Genomic DNA, 22987 nt, shown 5'->3' with positions numbered 1-22987 from the left:
CCGTCGCCGGACTCGCCGGGACGACGCTGTCGGCGTTCCTCTACTTCGTCGGTCGGAAGTACGTCGGCCACGGCGACGTGGGCCACGCGCGCGATACGTTCGGCAACGTCTTCGAGACGCTGACGCACGCCGCGATGGAGACGTCGTTCGTCACCGTCTGGGTCGTCGCCGCCTACCTCATCTACGAGTACACCGTGCTGTTCACGGGCGCCGATATCGCCGGCCTCGCCGCCGCCGCGGGCGTCCTCGCGCCGATGGCGGGCGCTGCCGTCGGTCTCATCCCCGGGTGCGGCCCGCAGATCGTGCTCTCGACGGCGTACGCGCAGGGCTCCATCCCGTTCTCGGCCCTCGCCGCCAACGCCATCAGCCAAGACGGCGACGCGCTGTTCCCCCTCATCGCCATCGACAAGACGGCCGCCGTCGTCGCCAGCATCTACACGACGATTCCGGCCCTCGTCGTCGGCATCGTTCTCCACTACGTCTGGACGGCTCTCGGCTTCCCACAGTTCGGCTTCGGAGTTCTCTAATGGGTAGAATCGCCGAACGACCTTTCCGTCGAACCGACGAAACGCGACCATGAGTTCGACACCCGACGACGCGGCGGAGAACGACGAGGAGACCACCCGCGTCTGGTTGGTCGAGCGTACCTACTCCGACGACGAGCAGAACATCATCATCCTCGTGTACGCAACGCCCGACGGGTCGCGGTATCTGCGGAAGGAGCGCTCGCTCACCAGTTTCTCCGACGTCCGCGATACGACGGCCGCCATCGACACGGACGCGGACCACCTCGGCACCGTCGACGACCCCGAGGAACGGGAGCGGTACGCCGCGGAAGCCGAACGGACGCGGGAGCAGTACGACCCGGACGACACCGTGTGAGCGGTTCGACGCACAATCGAACACTCGGGTAGCGATTCACCGGCGAACGAAAAATCGTGAGCGAGAACTGCGCTCACGGCTCATGTAAAACCCCACATACCCGGTTTTAAACGGCGAGAGCGTCTACTTCCTCCCGATGGGAGAGTTATCCGAGTTGTTCGTGCCGCGGCGCGTCGCCGTCGTCGGCGCGACAGAGCGCGAAGGCTCCGTCGGTCGCGCCATCATGGAGAACCTCATCGACGACTTCGATGGGGACGTCGTCCCCGTGAACCCGAAGTACGACGAGGTGTTCGGCGTCCCGGCAGTTGCCGGCGTCGGCGAGTCCGACGCGGACCTCGCGATAATCGTCGTCCCGCCGCACATCGCGGTGGACGCCGTGCGCGAGGCCGGCGAAGCCGGCATCCGGAACGTGGTGGTCATCACGGCCGGGTTCGGCGAGACGGGCAGCGAGGGCGCCTCGCGCGAGCAGGAACTGACCGAGGTGGCCGAGGCGTACGACCTCAACCTCGTCGGGCCGAACAGCCTCGGCGTCATGTCCACGCCCACGGGGATGAACGCCACGTTCGGCCCCGAGAACGCCACGCCCGGCGAGATGTCGTTCATGAGCCAGTCGGGCGCGTTCATCACCGCGGTGCTCGACTGGGCGAACGACCAGGGAATCGGCTTCAAGGACGTCGTTTCGCTGGGCAACAAGGCCGTCCTCGACGAGGCGGACTTCATCGACGCGTGGGGCGACGACGACGACACGAGCGTCATCATCGGCTACCTCGAAGGCATCTCCGAGGGCCGCGAGTTCATCGACACCGCGCGGGAGGTGACGCAGGACACGCCGATCGTCCTCGTGAAGTCCGGGCGGACCGACGCGGGCGCGCAGGCGGCGTCCAGTCACACCGGCACCATCGCCGGGTCCGACCAGGCCTACGAGGCGGGCCTCGAACAGGCGGGCGTCATCCGCGCGGAGTCGGTGCAGGAACTGTTCGACGCCGCGCGCGTGCTGGAGAACCAACCGCTGCCCGACAGCGACGACGTGGCCGTCATCACGAACGCGGGCGGTCCCGGCGTGATGACGACGGACGCCGTGGGCGACTCCCGCCTGTCGATGGCGTCGTTCACCGACGAGACGCTGGATGAGTTCTCCGAGAAACTCCCCGAGGAGGGCAACATCTACAATCCCGTCGACATCGTCGGCGACGCGGACAACGAGCGCTTCCGGAACGCCCTGGACGTGGCGCTGGCCGACGAGAACGTCGGCTCCGCCATCGTCCTCTCGTGTCCGACCGCCGTCCTCGATTACGACGAACTGGCCGCCGACACCGTCGAGCTGCAGGAGAAACACGACAAGCCGGTCGCGGCCTGCTTCATGGGCGGCGAGCGGGTGAAACCGGCCGCCGAGGTGCTCACGGAAGCGGGCATCCCGAACTACTTCGACCCCGCCCGCGCCGTCGGCGGCCTCGACGCCCTCTCGCGCTTCCGCGACATCTCCGGGCGCGAGTACGACGAACCGACGGCGTTCGACGTGGACGAAGAGCGCGCCCGCGAGATTCTCTCCGCCGTGAAGGGCCGCGATGACACCCGCCTCGGCGTCGAGGCGATGGACCTGTTGGACGCCTACGGCATCGAGACGCCGCAGGGCGACATCGTCGATTCCCCCGAGGAGGCTCTCGAAGTCGCCGAGGACGTCGACGGCGACGTGGTGATGAAGATAGTCAGCCCCGACATCCTCCACAAATCCGACATCGGCGGCGTCAAGGTCGGCATCCCGCACGAGGAGGTGTTCGACGCCTACGAGGACCTCATCACCCGCGCGCGCAACTACCAACCCGACGCCAACATCATCGGCGTGCAGGTACAGGAGATGGTCGACCTCGACAGCGGCGTCGAGACCATCGTCGGCATGAACCGCGACCCGCAGTTCGGTCCCCTCCTCATGTTCGGCCTCGGCGGCATCTTCGTCGAAGTCCTCGAAGACACGACGTTCCGCGTCGCGCCCGTCGCGGAGTCGGAGGCGCGCGAGATGACCGAGGAGATAGACTCCGCGCCGCTTCTCCGCGGGGCGCGCGGCCGCGACCCAGTCGACGTCGACGGCGTCACGGAGACGGTCCAGCGCCTCTCGCAACTCGTCACGGACTTTCCGGCCATCCTCGAACTGGACATCAACCCCCTCGTCGCCACGCCCGACGGCGTGAAAGCCGTCGACGTGCGATTGACGGTCGACCCCGACCAACTCTGACCCATGAACACGCTACTCGTCACCTCGACCCACGAAAGCACCGGCAAGACGGCCATCACCCTCGCGCTCGGTAAACTCGCGCAGGAGCGGGGGAACGCCGTCGGGTACATGAAACCGAAGGGCACGCGCCTGCAGTCGAACGTCGGGAAGACCCTCGACGAGGATCCGATGCTGGCGCGCGAGATTCTCGGTCTCGACGCCGAGATGCACCAGATGGAGCCCATCGTCTACTCGCCGACGTTCGTCGACGGCGCCATCCGCGGACGGGAGAACGGCGACGAACTCGGCGAGATAGTCGAGGAGAACTTCGAGCAACTCGCCGAGTCGAAGGACCTGATGCTCGTCGAGGGCGGCGGCGTCTGGTCGACCGGCGGCATCGTCGACATGACCGACGTCGACGTGGCCGAACGACTCGACGCGGGCGTCCTCCTCGTCGCCGACTACCGGAAGCCCTCGGACCTCGACGACCTGCTCGTCGCCGCCGAGCAGTTCGGCGACCGACTCGCGGGCGTGCTGTTCAACGGCGTCACCGACGCCGTCTTCGACGAACTCGAACAGGAGGTCGTCCCGTTCCTCGAAGGGCGCGGCGTGCCCGTCCTCGGCGTCGTCCCGCGCGAACAGGAACTCGCCGGCGTCACCGTCGCGGACCTCGCGGACGAACTCGGCGCCGACGTGGTGACGCGCGGCGACGAGGAGGAGTACGTCGAACGGTTCCTCGTCGGCGCGATGGGCGGCGACTCGGCGCTCCGGTACTTCCGCCGGACGAAGGACGCCGCGGTCATCACCGGCGGCGACCGCTCGGAGATAATCACGGCCGCCCTCGAAGCGCCGGGCGTGAAAACTATCATCCTCACCGGGGGTCACCGCCCCTCCTCGGCCGTCCTCGGCAAGGCCGAGGAGAAGGGCGTTCCCGTGATGCTCGTCAACGGCGACACGCTCTCGGTCGTCGACCGCGCGGAGGACGTGGTCCACACGGGGCGCACCCGCGACGAGAAGACCGTCTCGACGATGCGCGACCTGCTGTTCGAGCACGCCGACGTGGACTCGCTGGTCGGTCCGGAGGACGGCGATAGCGGCGCTGACGCGGACGGGGAGTAGATTCCGGCCGACTCGGCTCCGCCGTCGCTACCGCTCCTCGGTGCGCCCGTCGCGCCAGTCGCGACGGGAGCCGTTTATCCCCGAGGGGATGACGAACCCCAGACCGAGCAGCGTCGCTCCCGCCAGCGGGACCGACCCGGTGAGCGCGTAGACGAGGTACGCGGCGGGCACCGCGAGGACGACGCCGACCAGCACCACCCGCTGTTCGCGCGTGACCATGCGTTACGCTCCGCGCCGCGGGGACAAACCTCCTTCTACCGACCGGTGAGTCGGCGATCCGGGTCCCGCACACCCCGGACGCCGTCGGAGTCGTCGGCGAGGCCGGGCGTACTCCCGGCTCGACCGGTCGCGCTCAGCACTCCCACCCACGGCCGCTGTCGTTCAGCCGTTCGTACCCGTCCTCGGTGACGACGACCAAATCCTCGATGCGGACGCCGAATTCACCAGAGAGGTAGACGCCTGGTTCGACGCTGAACACCGTGCCGGGTTCGAGTCGCTCGTCGTTCCCGGCGACGATGTACGGTTCCTCGTGGACCTCCAGTCCGACCCCGTGGCCCGTCCGGTGGACGAACCGCTCGCCGTAGCCCGCCTCCTCGATGACCTCGCGGGCCGCGCGGTCGACCGATTCGGCCGTCGCGCCGGGTTCGACGGCGTCGACGGCGGCCGCCTGCGCCTCGCGGACCACCTCGTGCACCTCGCGGAACCGTTCGGAGGGGTCGCCGTCGAAGACGACGGTCCGCGTCTGGTCGCTCGGATAGCCGTCGACGCGCGTCCCGAAGTCGAGGACGACGGGGTCGCCCGGCCGTATCTCGCGGTCGCCGTGGCGGTAGTGCGGCATCGCGCCGTGGTCGCCCGCGCCGACCACCGTCTCGAACGCCACCCCCTCGCCGCCGGCGTCGGCGAGGTACGTCTCGATTTCGGCGGCGAGTTCAGACTCCGTCATCCCGACGGCGTCGGCGCCGAGTTCCCGGACGCGGTCCATCGCGGCGTCGGCCGCCGCGCCCGCCCGCCGCAGGGCGTCGAGTTCCGCCTCGTCCTTCCGGAGTCTGAGGGGGGCGAGCACCTCGCTCGCCAGTCCGAACGTCGCGTCCGGCAGGACCTCGCGGAGGTCCTGCGTGAACCGCGCCCACATCGTGTCGTCGACGAGGACGCGGGGGCTCTCCGGGAGTCCGAGCGCCGAGACGGCCGCCTCGGTGGCGGCGACGGGGTCCTCGCCGTCCGACCACGTGCGCACGTTGTCGGTCCACGTCGCCGCGCGCACCTGCGTCTCGTATAGGTCGGGGACGAGAAACGCCGGGTCGCCGTCGGCGGGGACGAACAGGAACAGGTGGCGTTCGCCGGGGTCCTCCGAGAACCCCGAGAGGTAGAACAGGTTCGGACTGGGAAAGCAGACGAGGGCGTCCGCGCCCGCCTCTGCGAGTGCGGCCTGCGCGTCGCGCGTGCGACGCTCGAACGGCGTAGTCGCCATGCGGGAGCGTTCCGCGCCTCGCTACAAGAACCTGCGGGAGCCGAGCCTCGCAACCGCGGACCCGGGTCGCGACGCCGTCCCGCCGTTTTATCCGCTCGCGCGACACAGCGACGCGTATGTCGTGGCACGCGATAGACGCCCTGGACGACGCCCGCGCGTCGACGACGGACCTCCTCCTCCCGTTCGACCTCGGGACGTGGCTCCGCCTCGCCCTCCTCGCCCCCTTCGTCGGCGCCGGTGCGAGCAACGCCTCGGTCAACGCCAACGCCGGCGGCACGGTGACGCCGGGGTTCGGGTCCGTCTCGTTTCCCGTTGAGGGGCTTCCGCCCGTGGACCCGAGCGCACTCCCCGACGTCGGAGCCCTCGCGTACGGCGTCGCCGCCGTCGTCGCCGCGTTTCTCGTCCTCGCCCTCGCCTTCTGGCTCGTTTCGGCGGCGATGGAGTTCGTGCTCGTGACGGGACTGGTCGACCGCTCGGTACGGATTCGAGCGCCGTTCCGCGCACATCTCGGGAACGGGCTCCGACTGTGGGCCTTCGAGGCGTGCGTCGGTCTGCTCGCCCTCCTGACCGTCGGCGTCCCCGCCGTCCTCGTCGTCCTCGGCGGCGTCGCCGTCGGACCGGGTCTCCTGCTCGCCCTCTTACCGGTGCTCCTTCTCGGCGTCGCCGTCGCGTTCCTCGTCGCCCTGCTCTTCCGCCTCGCGACGGACTTCGTCGTCCCGGCGATGCTCACCGAGGGGTGCGGCGTTATCGACGGCTGGCGCCGGGTGCTCCCGACGTTGCGCGCCGAATGGGAGGAGTTCGCGCTCTACCTCCTCGTCCGCCTCACGCTGAGCGTTCTCGTCGGCGCGCTGGTCGCCGCGGGGACGCTGTTCGTCGCCGTCCTCGTGGCCCTTCCGTTCGCAGTTCTCGGCGGCGCCGTCCTGTTCGCGTTCTCCGGGTCCGGCGTCGGAGCGCTCCCACTCCTCGCGTGGGTACTCCTCGCTATCGTGGGCGCGTGCTACCTCGTCGTCGTCGCCGCGGCGTCGGCGGTGTTACTCGTCCCCGTCGTCACGTTCTTCCGGTACTACTCGCTGTCCCTGCTCGGACGCGTCGACGAGGAACTGGACCTCGTGGGCGCGGCGGTGCGGGAGATGGACGACGGTGAGGACGAGGGCGGAGACGGAGGGAACGGACCGGGCGCGGCGACGGCCTGAGGCAAAGCGAAGTGAGGTGGACTCGCGGTCCGTCGCGTCGAGGGGGTGGTTAAACCCGCGTATCGGACGGGTAAGCGGTCGATAACAAATACTGTCTTCCCGAACGATACGATATGGCATTCGAATGGATCTCGTACTTCGACTGTGCGGCGTGCGGTGCCGTCGAACGGGCCGACGCGGTCGGCTACGACTCGCTGGGCTACCCCGAGTGTCCGGCGTGCGGCGCCCGGACCGGTCCGCTGGCCGGTGCGGACGCGGCGGCGCGGACCGGTATCGAAGCTCTCGATTGAGTCCGCGCCCGTCGAGTCGTCGGCGCCGCGTCCCCCCGGTCGATTCCCGGCGCGGAGGGCAAGAGACAGGTGGGGCCGTCGCCGAGTGGAGCGCATGAGTTGGCAGGAAATCCGCGCGGACGACCGCATCACGGAGTGGGAGCGCAGCGACGGCAACGCGACCATCCGACTCCGGCGACGACCCGACGACACGTGGGCGGTCCGGTTGGACCGCCTCTATCAGGCCGAGGACGGCCGCGGCTACCGGCGGGAGCGAGTCGACGACGAGAGCGCCGCGCGCGAACTCGTCACCGCGTGGCGCGAGGAGCACGACGTGGCGGAGTAGGCGGCGCCTCCCGACGAGAGAACGGAACGACGGCGGAGAGAAGTGTCGGCGTCAGTCCCGTTGGAGCCGTTGGGTCGACTCGACCAGCGGATGGCGGCCGTAGTCGACCACGTCGATGTCGTCGATGGAGGAGAGTCCCTCCTTTTTGGCGGTCTGTTGCATCCCGAGTTCGATGGGGTCGTCGACGACGATGACGTACGCGTCCATCTCCTCGACGTCGAGTCGGTTCGCGGCCATCACGCGGTGGTGGCCGTCGGCGAGGAGGAGGGTGCCGTCGTTGTCGATGACGACGAGCGGTTCCGCGAGTCCGCGTTCGAGTTCGTACTTGCGGCCGTCGAGTTCGTCGGCGTAGACGCGGCCCTGCGTGGGGATGAGGTCGTCGAGTTCGACCGAGTGTCGCTCCTCGTGGACGGTGATGCCGTGAATCTGTTCGAGCGTCCGCATCAGCTTTCCGACCTTCTCGGGGGTCGCGCGCTCTATCTGCGAGCGGATGACGTCGGTGTTGGAGATGATGCCGACGAGGTTGCCGGCGTCGTCGACGACGGGGAGTTTCTGGATGCCGGAGCGGAGGATGACGCGCGCGGCGTCGTTGACGTCCATGTCGGGGTGTGCGACGATGATGTCCTCGGACATCACGGTGAAGATGGGCGCCTCGTCGTCGGCGAGGAGGAGGTCCCTGGCGGTGACGAACCCCTCGACCTTCCGGCCCTCGCACACCGGAAAGCCGTTGTGTCCGTCGCTCTCGGCGATGCGCCTTGCCACGTCTGCGACGGAGTCGGTGGGGGACACCGTCTGTACCTCTCGTGTCATGTACTCGTCGACGGCCGCCTTCCCGCTCATCGTCGTCGGTAGGCGAGCGGAGGGCAAAAGCGTGCCCCCGAATCGCACGGGACCGGCGTCGTTCCCGCCGCCGGAGGGCTCACCACTCCTCCATCGGGAACTCGAAGGTGAGGTCGGTGCCGTCCTCGCTCACTCCGAGCGTCCGCGTAGCGTCCTCCAGCGTCTCGAACACTCGCCCGGAGATGACGTCGTTGACGACGCGCGAGAGCGACTCGCGGGAGTCCTCGCCCACGTCCGCGAGGATGCCGAGCGGAATCTGCGCGCCCGCCATGTCGGCGTGACCGCCGGCGCTGCCGATGGGGCCGAGCGCCTCCCGCAGCGTCTCGCCGAGGTCGACGTCCGTCCCCCGCGCGCGGCCGGAGACGTAGACGGTGCCGTCCTTGAACCCGTAGACGACGGTGAGGCGGACGCGCTCCATGTTGAGGAGGTGGTCGGCCGCCTGCGCGAGGGCGTCGCGGTCCCGTATCTCGCCGACGTTGGTGGCGAGTGCTTCCCCGCGCACGTCGCGGTTGCGGATGGCCCGCGCGAGGGTGTCCATCACCTCCGCGCTCATGCTCGGGGACTCCACCCGCTGGAGGATGGAGAGGTCGGCGTGGGGGACCAACCACGCGGCCGCCTCGAAATCCGGCACCGACACCTCGCGCGTGAAGTCGCGGGTGTCGACGCGGATGCCGAACAACAGCGCCGTCGCCACCGTCGCGCCCGGTTCGGCGCCGAGGCGACGGAGGTAGTCGGTGGCGAGCGTGCTCGTCGCCCCGAGTTCGCGCCGCAGGTCGAGAAAGCGCGCCTCGACAGGCGCCCGCGGCGGGTGGTGGTCGACGACGACGTCCACTTCCGTCTCCTCGGGGAGGCCGTCGTTCACCCCAGGCCGGGAGTGGTCGACGAGGGCGACCCCGCCGTACTCGGAGATGTCGTCCCCGCGCTCGAGGTTCACGAGCTCTAGCTCCAGGAGATTCACCAGCGCGCGGTTCTCCTGGTGGGAGATGGAGCCGAAGTAGCAAACCTCGGCGGTGACGCCGACGCTCTCGGCGATGTGGACTAACGCGAGTGCGCTGGCGATGGCGTCGGGGTCGGGGTTGTCGTGGGTGACGACGGCCAGCGTCCCGTCGATGCCCTTGAGAACGCGGTACAGTCGGTGGAGGCGTTCGGCGTCGTCGTCCGCCGTGAGTTCGGTGAGCCGGTCGACGAGCGTACTCTGCGCGTCGACGATGCGGTCGGCCAGGTCCGTCAGGGCTTCGCGGGTGTGGGCGTCGGCGTCGCTGCCGACGTACGCGAGGAGGTAGGCGTCGGGGAAGCGCTCGCGGGCGGTGCGGGCGGCGTCGAGGTTCACCGTCGCGTCGTCGGCGGCGACGAACACCACGTCGACGTCGTCGGGGTAGGACGCCTCGTCGTCCGGCGCGCAGCGCTCGGCGTCGACGCCGTCCTCGCGGAAGGAGTCGACGACGCCGCTCCGCTTGGAGAGCACCGTCAGCGACCCCGGCCACTCGGCCAACCGCTCGACGGCCCCCTCTGCGACCGTCCCGCATCCGAGAACCAACCGCCGTTGCATGTCTCTCGAGTCGGCCTCACCCGGCAAAACCCTACCGTCCTCGACCCCCGATTGGCCGGGGGCGATGGAATTAACACCGGCGAACGTGTGGTAACGCACGTCATGGAAGCCGACCCTGACCTCGTCGCGTCCGACCTCTCGGAGTCGATTCGCGCAGCGTGTCGAACCGCCGTCGGAGACAACCTCAGGAGCATCACCTACTTCACGCGCTCGGCGTTCCAGCAGGTGTACCTCCGCTCGGATCTCGACTCGGACGCCGACCTGGCGGGGTTCGTCCAACACGAGACGGACGACTTCCAAGCCACTGACGCCTACCGAGGGTCGGAACTCGGCGAGTACCAGTACACCATCCGTGCGTTCGAGAACGGGTACATGACCATCGTCACCCGCGGCGAACACGGCGTGTTCGTCACGACGGACGGAATAACCGAGCGCACCTCCGAGGAGGTTGCGAGCGCCCTCCGAGAGATTCTCGTCGAACGGGTCGAGGCGGTGTAGACGGACGCGGCGTCCGACCGAGCGAAGAGCGAAAAACCGACCGCAAAAAGCTAAACCGCCGACCGACCGTCGCTTTTCCCGTCGCCCCGCGCTCAGAACAGCGCGGCGGCGACGGTCTGTGCCGTCTCGATGACCGGGCGGAACGCCGGGAGCAACAGGAGTGTCCCGACGGCCGCGAAGAGGATGGCCGTGTAGAGGCCGACCGGCTTCGAGCCCAGTTCGAGCGACGACGTGTCGTCCTCTATCCACAGCGCCTTCACAACGCGACTGTAGTAGAACAGCGACAGCGCGCTGTTTATCGCGCCGACGGCCGCGAGCCACCAGAACCCGGCCTCGATGGCCGAGTAGAACAGGACGTACTTCGAGAAGAAGCCGCCGAACGGCGGGAGGCCCGCGAGGCTGAACATGAAGACGCTCATGGCGACGGACGCCATCGGCGCCTTCGCACCGAGGCCGTTGTAGTCCTCGAACGTGCGGCCGACGCCCCAGTGTTCGACCAGAGCGATGAACAGGAACGCGCCGGTGTTCATGAAGCCGTACACCAGCAGGTGCGCCATCGAGGCGCCCAGGACGTTCGCGTTCGGCCCGTTGGCCGACAGCGCCGCGAGACCGATGAGCGCGTAGCCGGCGTGTCCGATGGAGGAGTACGCCAGCATCCGCTTGACGTTCTCCTGCGTCGCCGCGGCGAAGTTACCGAGCGTCATCGTGACGACGGCGAGAATCTGGAACGCCAGCACCCAGTCGACGCCCGCGGGAAGCTGTGTGATGGGGAACGCTTCGATGAACACGCGGAACGCGACGGCGAACCCGGCGGCCTTCGAGGCCGACGAGAGGAACGCCGAGACGGGTGCGGGCGCGCCCTCGTAGGCCTCCGGCGCCCAGAAGTGGAACGGGACGGAGGCCGTCTTGAACGCGAAGCCGCCCAGTATCATCAGCATGCCCATGCCGAGGACGCCGGTCATGCCGGTGCCGCCGGAGAGCGCTCTCGCCACGTCGGGGAACAGCAGCGACCCCGTGGCGGCGTAGACGAGGCTAATTCCGAACGCGAACACCGCCGAGGAGAGCGCGCCGATGAGGAAGTACTTCAGCGCCGCCTCGATGCTCCCCTTGTTGTCCTTCAGGAACCCCACGAGGGCGTACGAGGGCAGGGAGGCGAGTTCGAGGCTGACGAACGCCGTCGCCAGCGAGTTCGACATCGACATCAGCACCATGCCGGTCGCCGCGAACAGCACGAGAGCGTAGAACTCGCCCTGATAACGCTGCTTAGAGAGGTAATCCATCGAGGCGATGGAGACCATCGCGGCGACGATGGTGAAGATGAGCGTGAAGAACAGGCTCATCCCGTCGACGACCAAGGCGTCGCCGTACAGCGATATTTCGCCACCCGTCGCCGCCTGTCCGGTCCCCTCGATGAGGAACCAGCCGGCGACGGCGAACGCGAACAGCGACCCGGCCGTCGAGATGCCGGCCAGGACGGGGCTGTTCGAGGAGGTGGGGTTGATACTGTCGATAGCCAAGAGTAGCAGTCCCGTCAGCGCGAGGATGAGCGCGGGCGCGACCGCCGCCCAGTCCGGGAGCGGCGAACTCTGGAGCGCGAGGAGCGCGGACATCAGAGCCCACCTCCGGTCTGGAGAATCGGGTTAACCGCTTGTTGGATCATCTGGAAGAACAGGTCCGGCGCCACTCCGAGGACGATGACGAGCAGGAGCAGCACCGCCAGCGGCGCCACGTCGTGGAACGCCGCCTCCGTGACTTCGTACTCGCCGTCGAAGCGGAACGGTCCGAACAGCGTGCGCTGCATCGCGAGCAGCAGGTACCCAGCGACGATGACGATACCGAACATCGCGGCCGCGGTGAAAAGCGGCATCGCCGCGTGGACGGTGGAGGCGAACGCGCCCTGGAAGATGAAGAACTCCCCGGCGAAGCCGGCCATCAGGGGCAGCCCCATGTATCCGAACGCGCCCGCGACGAAGATGCCCGAGGTGACGGGCATCCGGTCGGCGATGCCGGACATGTCGCCGACCATTCGCGTGTGAGTCGTGTTGTAGATGACGCCGACGGCCATGAACATCAGACCGGAGATGAGGCCGTGAGCGACCATCTGGAACGTCGCGCCGCCGACGCCGTACGTCGTGTACGCGATGAGACCCAGGATGACGTACCCCATCGACGACACCGACGAGTAGGCGACGATGCGCTTGAGGTCCTGCTGGGCCAGCGCCAGCACCGCGCCGTAGATGACGCTGATGACGGCGATGAGCGCGATGGGGACGACGAGCGCCTGCGCCACGTCGGGCATCATCGTGAAGTTGAACCGCAACAGCGCGTACGTCCCCATCTTCAGGAGGACGCCCGCCAGCATCACCGACGCCGGCGTGGGCGCTTCGACGTGGGCGTCGGGCAACCACGTGTGCAGGGGCACGATGGGCACCTTCACCCCGAAGCCGATGAACATCGCGACGAACGCCGCCAGCTTCAGCGCGCCGGCGTCCAAGCCGGCGAAGCCTCCCAACTCTCCGCCCCTGAGCGCCATCGCGATCTCGGGCAGGCGCATCGACGACACCGAGTCGCCGAGGCCGAAGACGAGGGCGATGAAGCCGATGAACATCGCCAGCGAGGCGATGTTCGTGTAGACGAAGAACTTGATCGCCGCGTACTTGCGGCGCGGGCCGCCCCAGATACCGACGAGGAAGTACATCGGAACCAGCACGGCCTCCCAGAAGACGAACCAGACGAAGAAGTCCAGCGCGGTGAACACGCCGAGGAGGTTCGCCTCCATGAACAGCATCAGCCCGTAGAACTGCGACTGACGCGTGTCGATGGGCGTCCACGCGCTGACGATGGCCAGCGTCGTGAGGATGGTCGTCAGGACGACGAGCGGCATGCTGATGCCGTCGAGGCCGACGAACCAGTGGACGTCCAACCCGCCCAGCGTGAGCCAGACGAAGTCCGTCTCGAACGCGATGGAGCCGCCCAGAAGGGCGTTTCCGGTCGCGTCGAACTGTGACCACATGTAGAGCGACCCCACGATGGGGAGCAGACTGAGCGCGGCCGCCAGCCGACCGGCGTACTCGTTCGGCGAAACGAACACGACCAGAGCGGCGACGAACGCGACGGCGATGAGTCCTTCTATCAACATCAGAACCACCCTCCGAGGAGGCCGAAGCCGAGAATCAGCGCCGTCAGCCCCAGCGTGAGGAGCACGGCGTAGTTGCTCACGACGCCCGACTGGATGCGCCGGACGCGGTTACCCGAGAGCAGGCTGACGCTGGAGACGCCGTTGACGACGCCGTCGACGACGCCCTGGTCGAACTTGTCCGCGCCGCGCGAGAACGGCTGGACGAGACTGTTGGCCAGCCACACCTGGTACTCGTCCTGGTAGTAGTTGTTGTACAGGACCGTCTTGGCGCCGCCGAGCTTGTCGGTGTGCTCGGTCGGTTCGGCGTCGTTGTACAGGAAGTACGCGAGGCCCGCGCCCGCGAGAGCGAGAGCGAGCGAGACGAGGCCGGGCACGATGGGGCCGATTTCGGCCGCGTGGTAGCCCGCCTGCGACTCCAGCAGTTCGACGTAGTGGTGGCTCGTGAGGCCCTCGATGCCGTGTCCGAGCCACTGGTGCAGGAACTCGATTTCGAGACCCGTGAGCTCCGCCACGGGGGTCATGTTGACCAGTCCGGCCGTCGCGGCCAGAATACCGAGGACCACGAGCGGCCCCTTGACGTTCCAGTGGACGCCGTGCGGGTCACGGGCCGTCTGCGAACGCGGCTCTCCGTGGAACGTGAGAAGCACCATGCGGAATGTGTAGAAGCCGGTGAAGAACACCGCAAGAAGGCCCATCGCGTACGCGACGAGCAGGATGGGGCTGCCGCCGAGACCGTGGACGAGCGTCTCGTACAGCACCTCGTCCTTCGACCAGAAGCCGGCGAACGGGACGATGCCCGCGAGCGCGAGCGATCCCGAGAGGAACGTGTAGTAGGTGACGGGCATCTTGTCTTTCAGACCGCCCATCTCCCACATGTTCTCGTTGTGGTGCATCGCGATGATGACCGACCCCGCCCCCAGGAACAGGAGCGCCTTGAAGAACGCGTGCGTCATCAGGTGGAACGTCGCGGCGATGTAGCCGCCGCCGCCCAGCCCCAGCATCATGTACCCGTACTGGGAGATAGTCGAGTACGCCAGCACCTGCTTTATCTCGCGCTTGACGACGCCCATCGTCGCCGCGAAGAGGGCCGTGAAGCCCCCGATGAGGGCGATGATGGAGAGCGATGTCGGCGAGAGCGCGTAGAAGCCGTACATCCGGGCGACGAGGTACACCCCGGCGGCGACCATCGTCGCGGCGTGGATGAGCGCGGAGACGGGCGTCGGACCCTCCATGGCGTCCGGTAGCCACGTGTGCAGGGGGAACTGCGCGGACTTCCCGACGACGCCGCCGAGCACGAGCAGTCCGACGATGGTGAACCACGTCCGCGGCTCGAAGCCGAAGGTGTTCACCGAGTGTTCGCCGTGAAGCGCCTGCTCGGCGAGGTGCGGGAACGATTCGCTCCCCGCGAACGCCGCGGTGCCGAACGTCGCGAAGACGGCGACGACGCCGACGAGGAAGAAGTAGTCACCGAAGCGGGTGACGAGGAACGCCTTCTTCGCCGCCGACGGCGGGCCGGGTTCGCGGAACCAGAAGCCGATGAGCAGGTACGAACAGAGACCCACTAGCTCGAAGAACATGAACGCCATGAGCAGGTTGTCGGCGACGACGAACCCGAGCATGGAGGCGGTGAACAGACCGAGGCCGGCGTAGTAGCGCGGCAGGCCCGTCTCGCCCTCGTCGTTCATGTAGCCGAGGCTGAACACGTGAACCAGCGTGGCGATGAGCGTCACGATGACGAGCATCATCGCCGACAGCGGGTCGATGAGGAGGCCAAAGGTTAGCGTGACGGCCCCGTCGAGCCCGTTGGCCCACGTATATATCGTCTGGTTGTACGTCTGTCCCCCACTGACCGTGAAGAACGTCGCGACCGACAGGAGGAACGAGCCTGCGGTCGCCACGATACCGGCGAACGCGCCGCCCTTGGGCAGTCGGTTGCCCACGGCGAGGGCGACGAGGAACGAGACGAACGGTAACAGCACGATCGCCGGAACGAAATCAAATATTCCTGCCATCTTACCACCTCATCGTCGTTACTTTGGTGACGTCGACGTCGCCGAAGTCGCGGTACAGCACCAGGATGATGCCGAGACCGACGGCGACTTCGGCGGCGGCGATCGCCATGGTGAACAGTCCGAACGTCTGCCCCGTGACGTTCCCCCAGACGTAGGAGAACGCGACGAGGTTGATGTTCGCGGCGTTCAGCATTAGTTCGACCGACATCAAGAACAGCAGCGCGTTGCGCCGCGTCAGGATGCCGAACAGTCCGATACAGAAGACGGCCGCCGAGAGCAGGAGGTAGTACTGTGGCGGGACCATCAGCTTTCGTCCTCCGTCTCGCCGTTTTCCGCCTTCGAGAGCGTCTCTCTCAGTCGCCGCCCGCCGTCCGAGACGAGCTTCACCGTCGTCGTGCCCGGTTCGCGGCGGGCGAGCATCACGGCGCCCACCAGCGCGGCCACGAGCACGATGTCGATTATCTCGAACGCGACGAGGAAGCTCTCCGACGAGATGCCGCCGAAGTCGAGGTCGAACATCGCGTAGCCGATGCTAGCGACGACGCTCGCATCGTTTGCGAAGCCCTGCGGCTCCGGGAACGACGCCGTGAGGAACACCGCGGCCATCACGGCGAACAGTGCGACGGCGGCCAGACCCGGCACGAGATGCGAGCCGAGGTTCAGCTCCGGTTTGGTCGTCATGCGCTATTCACCTCCGATCGTGTACGCGTCAGCATCACGGCGAACGTGACCAGAATCAGTATCCCGCCCACGTAGACGAGTACCTGCATCGCGGCCAGAAACTCCGCTTGCAGCATCACGTAGTGCACCGCGACGCTCAAGAGCGCGCCCCCGAGTAGGAGTGCGGAATGCCAGATGTCCCGCACGAGGACGACGCCCAGGCTGCAGCCCACGGTGATGAGGGCGAACAGCGCGAACGCGATGGTTTCATAAACCATTGTGTGTGTCTCCTTGAGGAATCCCTTTGAACATTTCGAGAGCGCCCGGAGCCGACCCGCGCGACTGCGAGTCGGCCGTCGGGCGACGGTACCGTCGAACCAGCGAGTCACCTCACTGGTAGTCGACTTCGCCGTCACCCTCCCCGATCCACGCGTCGCGGTCGGGTTCGCGGGAGTTCAGCGGGTCGATATCCTTGTACCAGGGGACGTTCTTCAACTGTTCTTTGTTGTAGACGAACTCGTCTTTCGTGTCCGCGGTGAACTCGAAGTTCTGCGTGAGCAGGATGGCGTCCACCGGGCAGACCTCCTCGCACAGTCGGCAGTAGATGCACTGGCCGATGTGGAGGTTGTACTGTTCGCCGTTGCGCTGGTCGTCCTGTACGATCTGGATGGTGTCGTTCGGACAGACGTTCTCGCACTGGCGGCACCAGATGCAGCGCTCCTGACTGAACTTGTGCACCCCGCGGAACCGGGGGCTCACCTCGGGCGCGACGTCCGGGTACTCCACCGTGAACGTCTCGCCGTCTAGCGCGTGCTTCATCGTCGTCGCCATGGATTTGAGCAGTCCGATCATGCTATCACTCCCACGATGATGGCCGTGAGCACCAGGTTCGCGAACGAAAGGACGAGCATGCCCTTCCAACCGATGTCGAGGAACTGGTCGACGCGGAGGCGCGGAATCGCCGAACGCGCCCACTGCGTGAAGAAGTAGAAGCCCCAGATTTTGATCAGGAACCAGACGAACCCGGGCAGGATCGGTCCCGCCGGGCCGCCGAGGAACAGCGTCGCCGCGATGGCGCCGCCGAGGAAGATGTGGACGAACTCGCCGAGGTAGATGAGCACGAAGTACACCGAAGAGTACTCCGTCTGATATCCGGCGACGATTTCGGTCGGCGCCTCGGGGATGTCGAACGGATTCCGACCGACCTCCGCGAGGTTCGCGATGACGAACAGCACGAACGCGAACGGGTTGACGAACGCGAACCACTGCGGAATCGTCACACCCGCCACGGTGAGAAGCGGTTCGGCCTGCACGGCGACGATTTCGCTCATCCGGAGCGTGCCGGTGAAGAGGACCACCGACGCCCCCGTGACGACGAGCGGTATCTCGTAGGCGATGTTGGCCGCGATGGCGCGCAGACCGCCGAGCAGCGAGTACTTGTTGTCCGAGCCGTACCCCATCATCATGATTCCGAGCGAGGCCATGGAGGCGGCCGCGAACGCGAAGACGAGCCCCGTTTCGGGGTCGGCGAGGTGGATGCCGTTGCCCATCGGGATGACGGCGAAACCGAGAATAGCGGAGAAGGGAATGAAGAGAGGACCGAGGTCGTAGGCCGGCCTGTCGACGCCGTCGGGAATGACTAACTCCTTCGAGAGCAGTCGCACCGCGTCGACCACGATGGTGAGGAGACCGAACGGTCCGACGCGGTTGACGGAGATACGGTCCGTGAACGCGGCCGTGATTTTACGCTTGGCCCACGGGCCGGCGACGGCCGTCTGCAGCAGGACGATGTTGGCGATGAGGAACGCCCCGAGAAGCGCCCCGACGATCGTCCCGAGTAAGCCGGACAGTCCCAGCAGGTTGGCGATGGTGTCCGGCAGCGGCGTCTCGGACTGCAGCGGTATCATCGGTCGACCTCACCCAGGATGATGTCCAGGCTGCCGAGGGAGGCGATCATGTCCGGCAGGTACTCGCCGTTGGATATCTCGGGCAGCGTCTGGAGGTTCGAGAAGCACGGGCTGCGTATCTTGAAGCGCCCCGGCTTGTCGGTGCCGTCCGCGCGGATGTAGATGCCGAGTTCGCCCTTCGCGCCCTCGACAGCACGGTAGATTTCGGTGTCGTCCTCCGGACGCAGGGTCCGCGGAACGTTCGACTGGATGGTGCGCTCCTCCTCGGGCCAGTCCTCGAGCAGGTCGACGCACTGGGAGATGATTTTCGCGGACTCCTCGACCTCGCGCATGCGGCAGAGGAGACGGCTGTAGTTGTCGCAGCCATCGTCGGTGATGACGTCCCAGTCGAGTTCGTCGTAGTAGCCGTACGGATCGTCGCGGCGCAGGTCGTAGTCGATGCCCGACGCGCGTGCGACGGGTCCGGTCGCGCCGTAGGACTTGGCGACTTCCGGGGGCAGAACGCCCGTGTCGATGGTGCGCAGTTGGAGAATCTCGTTGCCGGAGATGAGGTCGTGGTACTCCTCGAGCGTTCCCGGCAGGTCGTCGAGGAAGTCCCGAATCTTCTCGAAGAACTCCTCGCGGGGTTCGGGGAGGTCCCAGACGACGCCGCCGAGGCGGAAGTAGTTGAACATCATCCGCTGACCCGTGAGGTCCTCGAGGATGTTCTGGATGATTTCGCGGTCCCGCATCGCGTACATGAAGATGGCCGTGAAGTCGCCGTAGACGTCCAGCGCGAACGTTCCGACGGCCAGCATGTGCGAGGCGATGCGGCAGAGTTCCGCGCCCATCGTCCGGATGATCTGCGCGTACTCCGGCACGTCGATGTCGTTGAGGTCCTCCGCGGCGCGGGCGTACGCCCACTCGTTGAGCAGACCCGCCGACCCGTAGTCCCAACGGTCGGGGTACGGCATGATCTGGTGGCGGTACGTCTTCGTCTGACACATCTGCTCCTCGCAGCGGTGGAGGTAGCCGATGTCGGGGTCCACGTCGGCGACCTGTTCGCCGTCGAGAACCGTCCGGACGTGGAGGACGCCGTGCGTCGCCGGGTGGTGGGGGCCGATGTTGATGTACATCGTCTCCCCCTCTGAGTCCCGGTGGTCATCCGCGAGCGGATTCGCCCACTCTTTCAGCGTGACGACCTGCGGTCGGCGCTGGTCGAAGTCTTTCGACAGCGGGTGCCCCTGCCAGGTGTCCGGCAGGAGGATGCGTCGCAGGTCCGGGTGGTCGTCGTACTCGATACCGATGAGGTCGTACGCCTCGCGTTCGTGCCAGTCGGCCGTCCGGAAGACGGGGTTCGCCGACTGACTTCGCGGGTCGTCCTTCGTCGTGGGGACGACGACGCTCACCTCGCGCGTGCGGTCGTCGTAGCTCGTGAGGTGGTAGATGGTCTCGTAGCGGTCCTCACGCTCCTCGGCCGTCACGTTCGAGAGGTGATCGAAGCCCGCGTCGTCGCGCAGGCGGAACAGCGTCTCCTGCACGTCGGTCGGCCGGATGACGAATCCGGGGGCGTTCATGTGGTCGTCGCGACCGATGGCGAGGTCGCCGAGTAGTTCGGCGAGTTCCTCGCCGGTCGTCGGTTTCGCGACGACGGCGTTCGACTGCTCGTCTTGTGGTTTCTCCAAACTCATGGCGAATCAGCCCAGTTGTACCGCATCACGAGATCGTCCGTGTCGACCTCCTCTGCGAGTTTATCGATCAGTTCGTCCTGTTCGAGGTCGCCGAACTGTTCGAGTTCGTACGGCTTGACCGTCACCGGACTCGACTCGCCCTCGGCGATGCGCTGTTGCAGTTTGGCGACGCCGTAAACGAGCGCCTCCGGTCGGGGCGGGCAACCCGGGACGTGGATGTCGACCGGGATGACCTCCTCGGCGCCCTTGATGACGTTGTACCCCTCCTGGAACGGACCGCCCGAGATGGTGCACGACCCCATGCCGATGACGAACTTCGGTTCGGGCATCTGGTCGTACACGCGCTTCATGCGCGGGGCGAACTTCGAGACGATGGTCCCGGGGACGATGATGACGTCGGCCTGCCGCGGCGACGCCCGGGGGACCCCGGCGTGGAAGCGGTCAAGGTCGTGTTTCACCGAATAGGTGTGCATCATCTCGATGCTGCAGCAGGCAATTCCGAACTGCAGCATGAACATCGAAGAGCCGCGGACCCAGTTCATGAAGTTGTCGAACTTCGTGAGGATGAACGGCGAGGAGCCGAACGCCTCACGGAGCTTCGAGTTGAACCGGTTGTCCGTACCCGTCCCCGTCATTCGGGCGTCGCGGGTCTTCGTCTGTACTTTTGAGTCGTCTGTAACGAACGGTTGGTTCTGGTCGCTGCTCATGCGTCTTGTCTCTCTGTCTTCCGACGGTTCGCCAGCGGGCTTTTGACCCACTTGACTGCGCCGTTGCGCCACGCCCACACGAGACCGATGACCAGCACACCGATGAATACGAACATCGGCAGCAGTACGGCCGACAGACTCGCCCCTTGGCTCAACGCGGAACGGTAGATAACCGTCCACGGGAAGATGAGGACGGTCTCGACGTCGAACACGAGGAACAGCAGCGCGACCATGTAGTATTGGATATTGAACTGGACGCGCGCCGACCCCGTCGGTATCTCACCGCTCTCGTACGTGGCACTCTTTCCTTGCTCCGGCACCGATGGCCGTATCATAGCCGACGTCTGCATCATCCCGATGGGGATGCCGACAGCCATGAGGGCCAACGCGCCGATTGCGATCCATGCACTCATCGTAGTCTCCTGACGTTCGACGGTTAGAAGCGGCCCCCTATAAGCGTTGATTTGTGCGCCCCGCGACGGTTGCGCCGGGTAACTATCCGGAAATCACCCGTGAAAAGAAAGTCGCGGTTTCGAGGCGAACGCCAACGCTCCGGCCCGTTCGGCGGCATCTCGTTTTCGTTCGTCGGCGCTCGCGCGAATCGATGCCCCTCGCCTGCCACTCTCTCGTCTGTGTCACGCGAATCACGGGTGGCGCGCCGTAGCGACGAATGAACCTCTCGATTCGAATGAGGGACTGGGAAACGAGAAACAGACGGACGAGTGACTGTGCGGACGAGTGGCAACAATGGTTATGATATTTTGGAGGTATTGTCTCTGGAGAGGATCGTTCATGAGTCAGGCAATACAAATTCAATCCGTCGGAATTTTGAAAAGAGTCGGGGCGGCGGAGGGGGTCTGACCGTGGTCTCTCCCGGGAAACTACGTCTCGTGACCGAACTCGTCGAGGGGTCCAGAGACTCCTATCAGCCGACGATCGACGACGGGGTGGTCACCTATCCCGCCGTCGAGGAGACGCTCATCGACGAGGGCGGACAATCGAAGGAAGCGCTCGAATCGCTGACCGAGCGAGGCATACTCGAACGGACGTTCGAGGGGAAAGTGTACACCTGCCCGGAGTGCCTCGAGGGGCGGATGACGTACACGACCGCCTGCCCGAAGTGCCAGTCGTTATACATTGTCGACACCGAACTGCTCAAATGCGGCGGATGCGGCCGGACCGCACCGCCGGAGGAGTTCGAGAGCGACGGCGGCGAAGTCGTCTGTCACGGCTGCGGTTCGACGGCGGAGTCGATAGACCAACTCGAACGGACGAGCCGGTATCGGTGTCACGACTGCGGTGAACAGCACGAGACTCCCGCCCACGCGCTCCGGTGTGAGAACCGCGCGGGGCACCGGGCCGGTGGCTTCGCCTGCGACCCGCACGACGCAATCGAACACGCGCTGTTTCAGTACCGTCTCGGTGAGAGCGGCGAACCGTGGCTCGAAACGCAACTCCGAGCGAGACGGACCATTGCCGACGCCCTCGCCGACCGCGGGTACGTCGTAGAGCAGGACGCCACCGTCACCGCCGACTCCGGAACTCGACACCGCCTCCACGTCCACGCGACGGACGAACTGCTGGGGAAGGGAGCCATCGCCGCCGTCCACGAGCAACCGACCGTCAACGACGTCGACAGCCTCGAAGCCACGGCCGAAGAACTGTCCGCGCAGGCGCTTCTCGTCCCGACGCTCGGCATCGTCGACGAGCAGGTGGTGAACCGAGCCGAACAAGCCGACGTTCGCATCGTGACCGTGACGGACGAGGGGAACATCGAACGGGAGTACGAGGTGTCGGAGAACCTCAGCGACGACCGGTCGTTCCTCGGGCGACTCACGTCCTCGCTGCGGTGACGACGAGGCGGACGACTACTTCTCGCGCGATTCGACGTAGCCGGCTACGCCCAGGTCGTGGAGGTCCCGCGAGTCCCGCGCGACCCCGCCGGTCAGCGACTCGTGGTACTCGACGAGGCGCGTCTCCAGTTCCTCGTGCTCGCGCGCGAGCATCTGCACGACCGAGAGCGCCGCGTTGAACGACTTGCCCGCGTCGACGGCGACGATGGGCGCGCCCGTCGGCATTCCGATGACCGAGTCGACGGATTTCTCCTGCACCGGTACGCCGACGACCGGCAGGGGGTACGCGATGGAGGCGGTCATGTTCGGCAGGTCGGCCGACTTCCCGCCCGCGCCGGCGATGATCACGTCCAGACCCCTGTCGGCGGCCGTTTCGCCGTAGGCGTACATCAACTCGGGCGTCCGGTGCGCGGAGACGACGTACGTCTCGTAGGTGAAACGCGCCTCGGGCGCGTCGCGGAAGTCGGTCTGCTCGGCGAAGCCGAGTTCGTCGAGGGCCTCGTGCGCGCCGCGCATCACGTCTAGGTCCGAGTCCGACCCCATGATGATACCCACGTCGGGGGTCGCTTCGGGGTCGGCGTCCGCGTCGGCCTCCTCGTTCAAGCGGTCGATGAGCGATTCGACGGTCACGTCGTCGGTGTCGTCTGTCATGATGTGTTCACTCTC

General features: G+C 66.6%; 25 protein-coding genes. 9 read left to right on the top strand and 16 right to left on the bottom strand.

From position 1 onward, the window contains the following. The 4 genes from C474_RS19140 to C474_RS19125 all read left to right on the top strand — a co-directional run. Window positions 1–527 (top strand): putative manganese transporter (locus tag C474_RS19140; protein WP_008389780.1); only part of this gene is annotated, 527 nt, incomplete at its 5' end. A 49-nt stretch (window positions 528–576) separates the two neighbouring features. Beyond that, window positions 577–882 carry a hypothetical protein gene (locus C474_RS19135; protein WP_008389779.1) on the top strand — a complete coding sequence of 102 codons (306 nt, stop codon included), beginning with the start codon at window positions 577–579 and terminating at the stop codon, window positions 880–882. 136 nt (window positions 883–1018) lie between these two features. Then, window positions 1019–3112: an acetate--CoA ligase family protein gene (locus C474_RS19130; protein WP_008389778.1), complete on the top strand. Its 2094-nt coding sequence runs from the start codon at window positions 1019–1021 to the stop codon at window positions 3110–3112. A gap of 3 nt (window positions 3113–3115) precedes the next feature. Continuing rightward, window positions 3116–4210: a phosphotransacetylase family protein gene (locus C474_RS19125; protein ID WP_008389777.1), complete on the top strand. Its 1095-nt coding sequence runs from the start codon at window positions 3116–3118 to the stop codon at window positions 4208–4210. Window positions 4211–4237: 27 nt separating this feature from the next. On the opposite strand, the gene C474_RS19120 is transcribed toward C474_RS19125, so the two are convergent. Together C474_RS19120 and C474_RS19115 are read right to left on the bottom strand one after the other, a co-directional pair. Continuing rightward, window positions 4238–4429 carry a hypothetical protein gene (locus C474_RS19120; RefSeq protein WP_008389776.1) on the bottom strand — a complete coding sequence of 64 codons (192 nt, stop codon included), beginning with the start codon at window positions 4427–4429 and terminating at the stop codon, window positions 4238–4240. 133 nt (window positions 4430–4562) lie between these two features. Beyond that, complete coding sequence (locus C474_RS19115) at window positions 4563–5678, bottom strand: aminopeptidase P family protein (protein ID WP_008389775.1); 1116 nt, start codon at window positions 5676–5678, stop codon at window positions 4563–4565. A gap of 116 nt (window positions 5679–5794) precedes the next feature. On the opposite strand from C474_RS19115, the gene C474_RS19110 reads away from it, so the two are divergent. The 3 genes from C474_RS19110 (at window position 5795) to C474_RS19105 (ending at window position 7486) form a co-directional block, all read left to right on the top strand. Beyond that, a complete protein-coding gene (locus C474_RS19110; RefSeq protein WP_008389773.1) occupies window positions 5795–6871 on the top strand; it encodes a DUF7544 domain-containing protein in 1077 nt (358 codons plus the stop codon). A gap of 113 nt (window positions 6872–6984) precedes the next feature. Beyond that, window positions 6985–7161, top strand: coding sequence for a hypothetical protein (locus tag C474_RS22745; RefSeq protein ID WP_008389771.1), 177 nt, complete (start codon window positions 6985–6987; stop codon window positions 7159–7161). A gap of 94 nt (window positions 7162–7255) precedes the next feature. Continuing rightward, window positions 7256–7486 (top strand): DUF7543 family protein, encoded by a 231-nt coding sequence (locus C474_RS19105; RefSeq protein ID WP_008389769.1) that lies wholly within the window; start codon window positions 7256–7258, stop codon window positions 7484–7486. Between the two features lie 51 nt (window positions 7487–7537). Here the strand turns inward: C474_RS19105 and C474_RS19100 are convergent, their stop codons facing one another. Further along, the gene (locus C474_RS19100; protein ID WP_008389767.1) at window positions 7538–8326 is read right to left on the bottom strand and encodes a CBS domain-containing protein; all 789 of its coding nucleotides are present in this window, start codon (window positions 8324–8326) and stop codon (window positions 7538–7540) included. Between the two features lie 79 nt (window positions 8327–8405). Then, window positions 8406–9875, bottom strand: coding sequence for a DHHA1 domain-containing protein (locus tag C474_RS19095; RefSeq protein ID WP_008389765.1), 1470 nt, complete (start codon window positions 9873–9875; stop codon window positions 8406–8408). Between the two features lie 102 nt (window positions 9876–9977). Between C474_RS19095 and C474_RS19090 the strand changes: the two genes are divergently transcribed. Beyond that, the gene (locus C474_RS19090) at window positions 9978–10373 is read left to right on the top strand and encodes a DUF7522 family protein (protein ID WP_008389763.1); all 396 of its coding nucleotides are present in this window, start codon (window positions 9978–9980) and stop codon (window positions 10371–10373) included. 92 nt (window positions 10374–10465) lie between these two features. On the opposite strand, the gene C474_RS19085 is transcribed toward C474_RS19090, so the two are convergent. The 11 genes from C474_RS19085 to C474_RS19035 all read right to left on the bottom strand — a co-directional run bounded on the left by C474_RS19085 (window position 10466) and on the right by C474_RS19035 (window position 20881). Continuing rightward, complete coding sequence (locus C474_RS19085; RefSeq protein WP_008389761.1) at window positions 10466–11983, bottom strand: NADH-quinone oxidoreductase subunit N; 1518 nt, start codon at window positions 11981–11983, stop codon at window positions 10466–10468. Next, the gene (locus tag C474_RS19080) at window positions 11983–13512 is read right to left on the bottom strand and encodes a complex I subunit 4 family protein (RefSeq protein WP_008389759.1); all 1530 of its coding nucleotides are present in this window, start codon (window positions 13510–13512) and stop codon (window positions 11983–11985) included. Before C474_RS19080 ends, C474_RS19085 begins: the two co-directional genes overlap by 1 nt. Beyond that, entirely contained in the window at window positions 13512–15524 is a 2013-nt protein-coding gene (gene nuoL / locus C474_RS19075; RefSeq protein ID WP_008389758.1) for an NADH-quinone oxidoreductase subunit L, read from the bottom strand. Before nuoL ends, C474_RS19080 begins: the two co-directional genes overlap by 1 nt. 1 nt (window position 15525) lies before the next feature. Beyond that, entirely contained in the window at window positions 15526–15828 is a 303-nt protein-coding gene (gene nuoK, locus C474_RS19070) for an NADH-quinone oxidoreductase subunit NuoK (protein ID WP_008389756.1), read from the bottom strand. After that, window positions 15828–16205: an NADH-quinone oxidoreductase subunit J family protein gene (locus tag C474_RS19065; RefSeq protein ID WP_008389753.1), complete on the bottom strand. Its 378-nt coding sequence runs from the start codon at window positions 16203–16205 to the stop codon at window positions 15828–15830. The genes nuoK and C474_RS19065 overlap by 1 nt, the downstream gene beginning before the upstream one ends. Beyond that, window positions 16202–16462, bottom strand: coding sequence for an NADH-quinone oxidoreductase subunit J (locus C474_RS19060; RefSeq protein ID WP_008389752.1), 261 nt, complete (start codon window positions 16460–16462; stop codon window positions 16202–16204). The genes C474_RS19065 and C474_RS19060 overlap by 4 nt, the downstream gene beginning before the upstream one ends. A gap of 112 nt (window positions 16463–16574) precedes the next feature. Continuing rightward, window positions 16575–17036, bottom strand: a complete 462-nt coding sequence (locus C474_RS19055) for a NuoI/complex I 23 kDa subunit family protein (protein ID WP_008389750.1) — start codon at window positions 17034–17036, stop codon at window positions 16575–16577. After that, entirely contained in the window at window positions 17033–18091 is a 1059-nt protein-coding gene (locus C474_RS19050; RefSeq protein ID WP_008389748.1) for a complex I subunit 1/NuoH family protein, read from the bottom strand. The genes C474_RS19055 and C474_RS19050 overlap by 4 nt, the downstream gene beginning before the upstream one ends. Further along, window positions 18088–19761: an NADH-quinone oxidoreductase subunit D gene (locus C474_RS19045; RefSeq protein ID WP_008389746.1), complete on the bottom strand. Its 1674-nt coding sequence runs from the start codon at window positions 19759–19761 to the stop codon at window positions 18088–18090. Before C474_RS19045 ends, C474_RS19050 begins: the two co-directional genes overlap by 4 nt. Beyond that, window positions 19758–20468, bottom strand: coding sequence for an NADH-quinone oxidoreductase subunit B (locus C474_RS19040; RefSeq protein WP_008389744.1), 711 nt, complete (start codon window positions 20466–20468; stop codon window positions 19758–19760). The genes C474_RS19045 and C474_RS19040 overlap by 4 nt, the downstream gene beginning before the upstream one ends. After that, window positions 20465–20881 carry an NADH-quinone oxidoreductase subunit A gene (locus C474_RS19035; protein WP_008389743.1) on the bottom strand — a complete coding sequence of 139 codons (417 nt, stop codon included), beginning with the start codon at window positions 20879–20881 and terminating at the stop codon, window positions 20465–20467. The genes C474_RS19040 and C474_RS19035 overlap by 4 nt, the downstream gene beginning before the upstream one ends. Window positions 20882–21331: 450 nt before the next feature. Here C474_RS19035 and C474_RS19030 point away from each other — a divergent pair, with 450 nt between their 5' ends. Further along, window positions 21332–22321 (top strand): TackOD1 domain-containing metal-binding protein, encoded by a 990-nt coding sequence (locus C474_RS19030; RefSeq protein ID WP_049917188.1) that lies wholly within the window; start codon window positions 21332–21334, stop codon window positions 22319–22321. A gap of 15 nt (window positions 22322–22336) precedes the next feature. On the opposite strand, the gene purE is transcribed toward C474_RS19030, so the two are convergent. Further along, complete coding sequence (purE, locus tag C474_RS19025; protein WP_049917192.1) at window positions 22337–22972, bottom strand: 5-(carboxyamino)imidazole ribonucleotide mutase; 636 nt, start codon at window positions 22970–22972, stop codon at window positions 22337–22339. Between the last annotated feature and the right edge of the window lie 15 nt (window positions 22973–22987).

The sequence above is a fragment of the Halogeometricum pallidum JCM 14848 genome, from assembly GCF_000337095.1.
GTDB classification, from domain to species: domain Archaea; phylum Halobacteriota; class Halobacteria; order Halobacteriales; family Haloferacaceae; genus Halogeometricum; species Halogeometricum pallidum.
This window is presented reverse-complemented; position numbering and strand designations above follow the sequence as displayed.

Excerpts from the sequence above, each read along its gene's own strand:
- nuoK (WP_008389756.1), bottom strand. The coding sequence starts at position 15,828 with ATGGTCCCGCCACAGTACTACCTCCTGCTCTCGGCGGCCGTCTTCTGT.
- C474_RS19065 (WP_008389753.1), bottom strand. The coding sequence starts at position 16,205 with ATGACGACCAAACCGGAGCTGAACCTCGGCTCGCATCTCGTGCCGGGT.
- C474_RS19135 (WP_008389779.1), top strand. The coding sequence starts at position 577 with ATGAGTTCGACACCCGACGACGCGGCGGAGAACGACGAGGAGACCACC.
- C474_RS19105 (WP_008389769.1), top strand. The coding sequence starts at position 7,256 with ATGAGTTGGCAGGAAATCCGCGCGGACGACCGCATCACGGAGTGGGAG.
- C474_RS19110 (WP_008389773.1), top strand. The coding sequence starts at position 5,795 with ATGTCGTGGCACGCGATAGACGCCCTGGACGACGCCCGCGCGTCGACG.
- C474_RS19125 (WP_008389777.1), top strand. The coding sequence starts at position 3,116 with ATGAACACGCTACTCGTCACCTCGACCCACGAAAGCACCGGCAAGACG.
- C474_RS19085 (WP_008389761.1), bottom strand. The coding sequence starts at position 11,983 with ATGTCCGCGCTCCTCGCGCTCCAGAGTTCGCCGCTCCCGGACTGGGCG.
- C474_RS19035 (WP_008389743.1), bottom strand. The coding sequence starts at position 20,881 with ATGAGTGCATGGATCGCAATCGGCGCGTTGGCCCTCATGGCTGTCGGC.
- C474_RS19080 (WP_008389759.1), bottom strand. The coding sequence starts at position 13,512 with ATGTTGATAGAAGGACTCATCGCCGTCGCGTTCGTCGCCGCTCTGGTC.
- C474_RS19115 (WP_008389775.1), bottom strand. The coding sequence starts at position 5,678 with ATGGCGACTACGCCGTTCGAGCGTCGCACGCGCGACGCGCAGGCCGCA.
- C474_RS19055 (WP_008389750.1), bottom strand. The coding sequence starts at position 17,036 with ATGATCGGACTGCTCAAATCCATGGCGACGACGATGAAGCACGCGCTA.
- C474_RS19050 (WP_008389748.1), bottom strand. The coding sequence starts at position 18,091 with ATGATACCGCTGCAGTCCGAGACGCCGCTGCCGGACACCATCGCCAAC.
- C474_RS19060 (WP_008389752.1), bottom strand. The coding sequence starts at position 16,462 with ATGGTTTATGAAACCATCGCGTTCGCGCTGTTCGCCCTCATCACCGTG.
- C474_RS19045 (WP_008389746.1), bottom strand. The coding sequence starts at position 19,761 with ATGAGTTTGGAGAAACCACAAGACGAGCAGTCGAACGCCGTCGTCGCG.
- C474_RS19120 (WP_008389776.1), bottom strand. The coding sequence starts at position 4,429 with ATGGTCACGCGCGAACAGCGGGTGGTGCTGGTCGGCGTCGTCCTCGCG.
- C474_RS19040 (WP_008389744.1), bottom strand. The coding sequence starts at position 20,468 with ATGAGCAGCGACCAGAACCAACCGTTCGTTACAGACGACTCAAAAGTA.
- purE (WP_049917192.1), bottom strand. The coding sequence starts at position 22,972 with ATGACAGACGACACCGACGACGTGACCGTCGAATCGCTCATCGACCGC.
- C474_RS19095 (WP_008389765.1), bottom strand. The coding sequence starts at position 9,875 with ATGCAACGGCGGTTGGTTCTCGGATGCGGGACGGTCGCAGAGGGGGCC.
- C474_RS22745 (WP_008389771.1), top strand. The coding sequence starts at position 6,985 with ATGGCATTCGAATGGATCTCGTACTTCGACTGTGCGGCGTGCGGTGCC.
- C474_RS19090 (WP_008389763.1), top strand. The coding sequence starts at position 9,978 with ATGGAAGCCGACCCTGACCTCGTCGCGTCCGACCTCTCGGAGTCGATT.
- C474_RS19130 (WP_008389778.1), top strand. The coding sequence starts at position 1,019 with ATGGGAGAGTTATCCGAGTTGTTCGTGCCGCGGCGCGTCGCCGTCGTC.
- C474_RS19100 (WP_008389767.1), bottom strand. The coding sequence starts at position 8,326 with ATGAGCGGGAAGGCGGCCGTCGACGAGTACATGACACGAGAGGTACAG.
- nuoL (WP_008389758.1), bottom strand. The coding sequence starts at position 15,524 with ATGGCAGGAATATTTGATTTCGTTCCGGCGATCGTGCTGTTACCGTTC.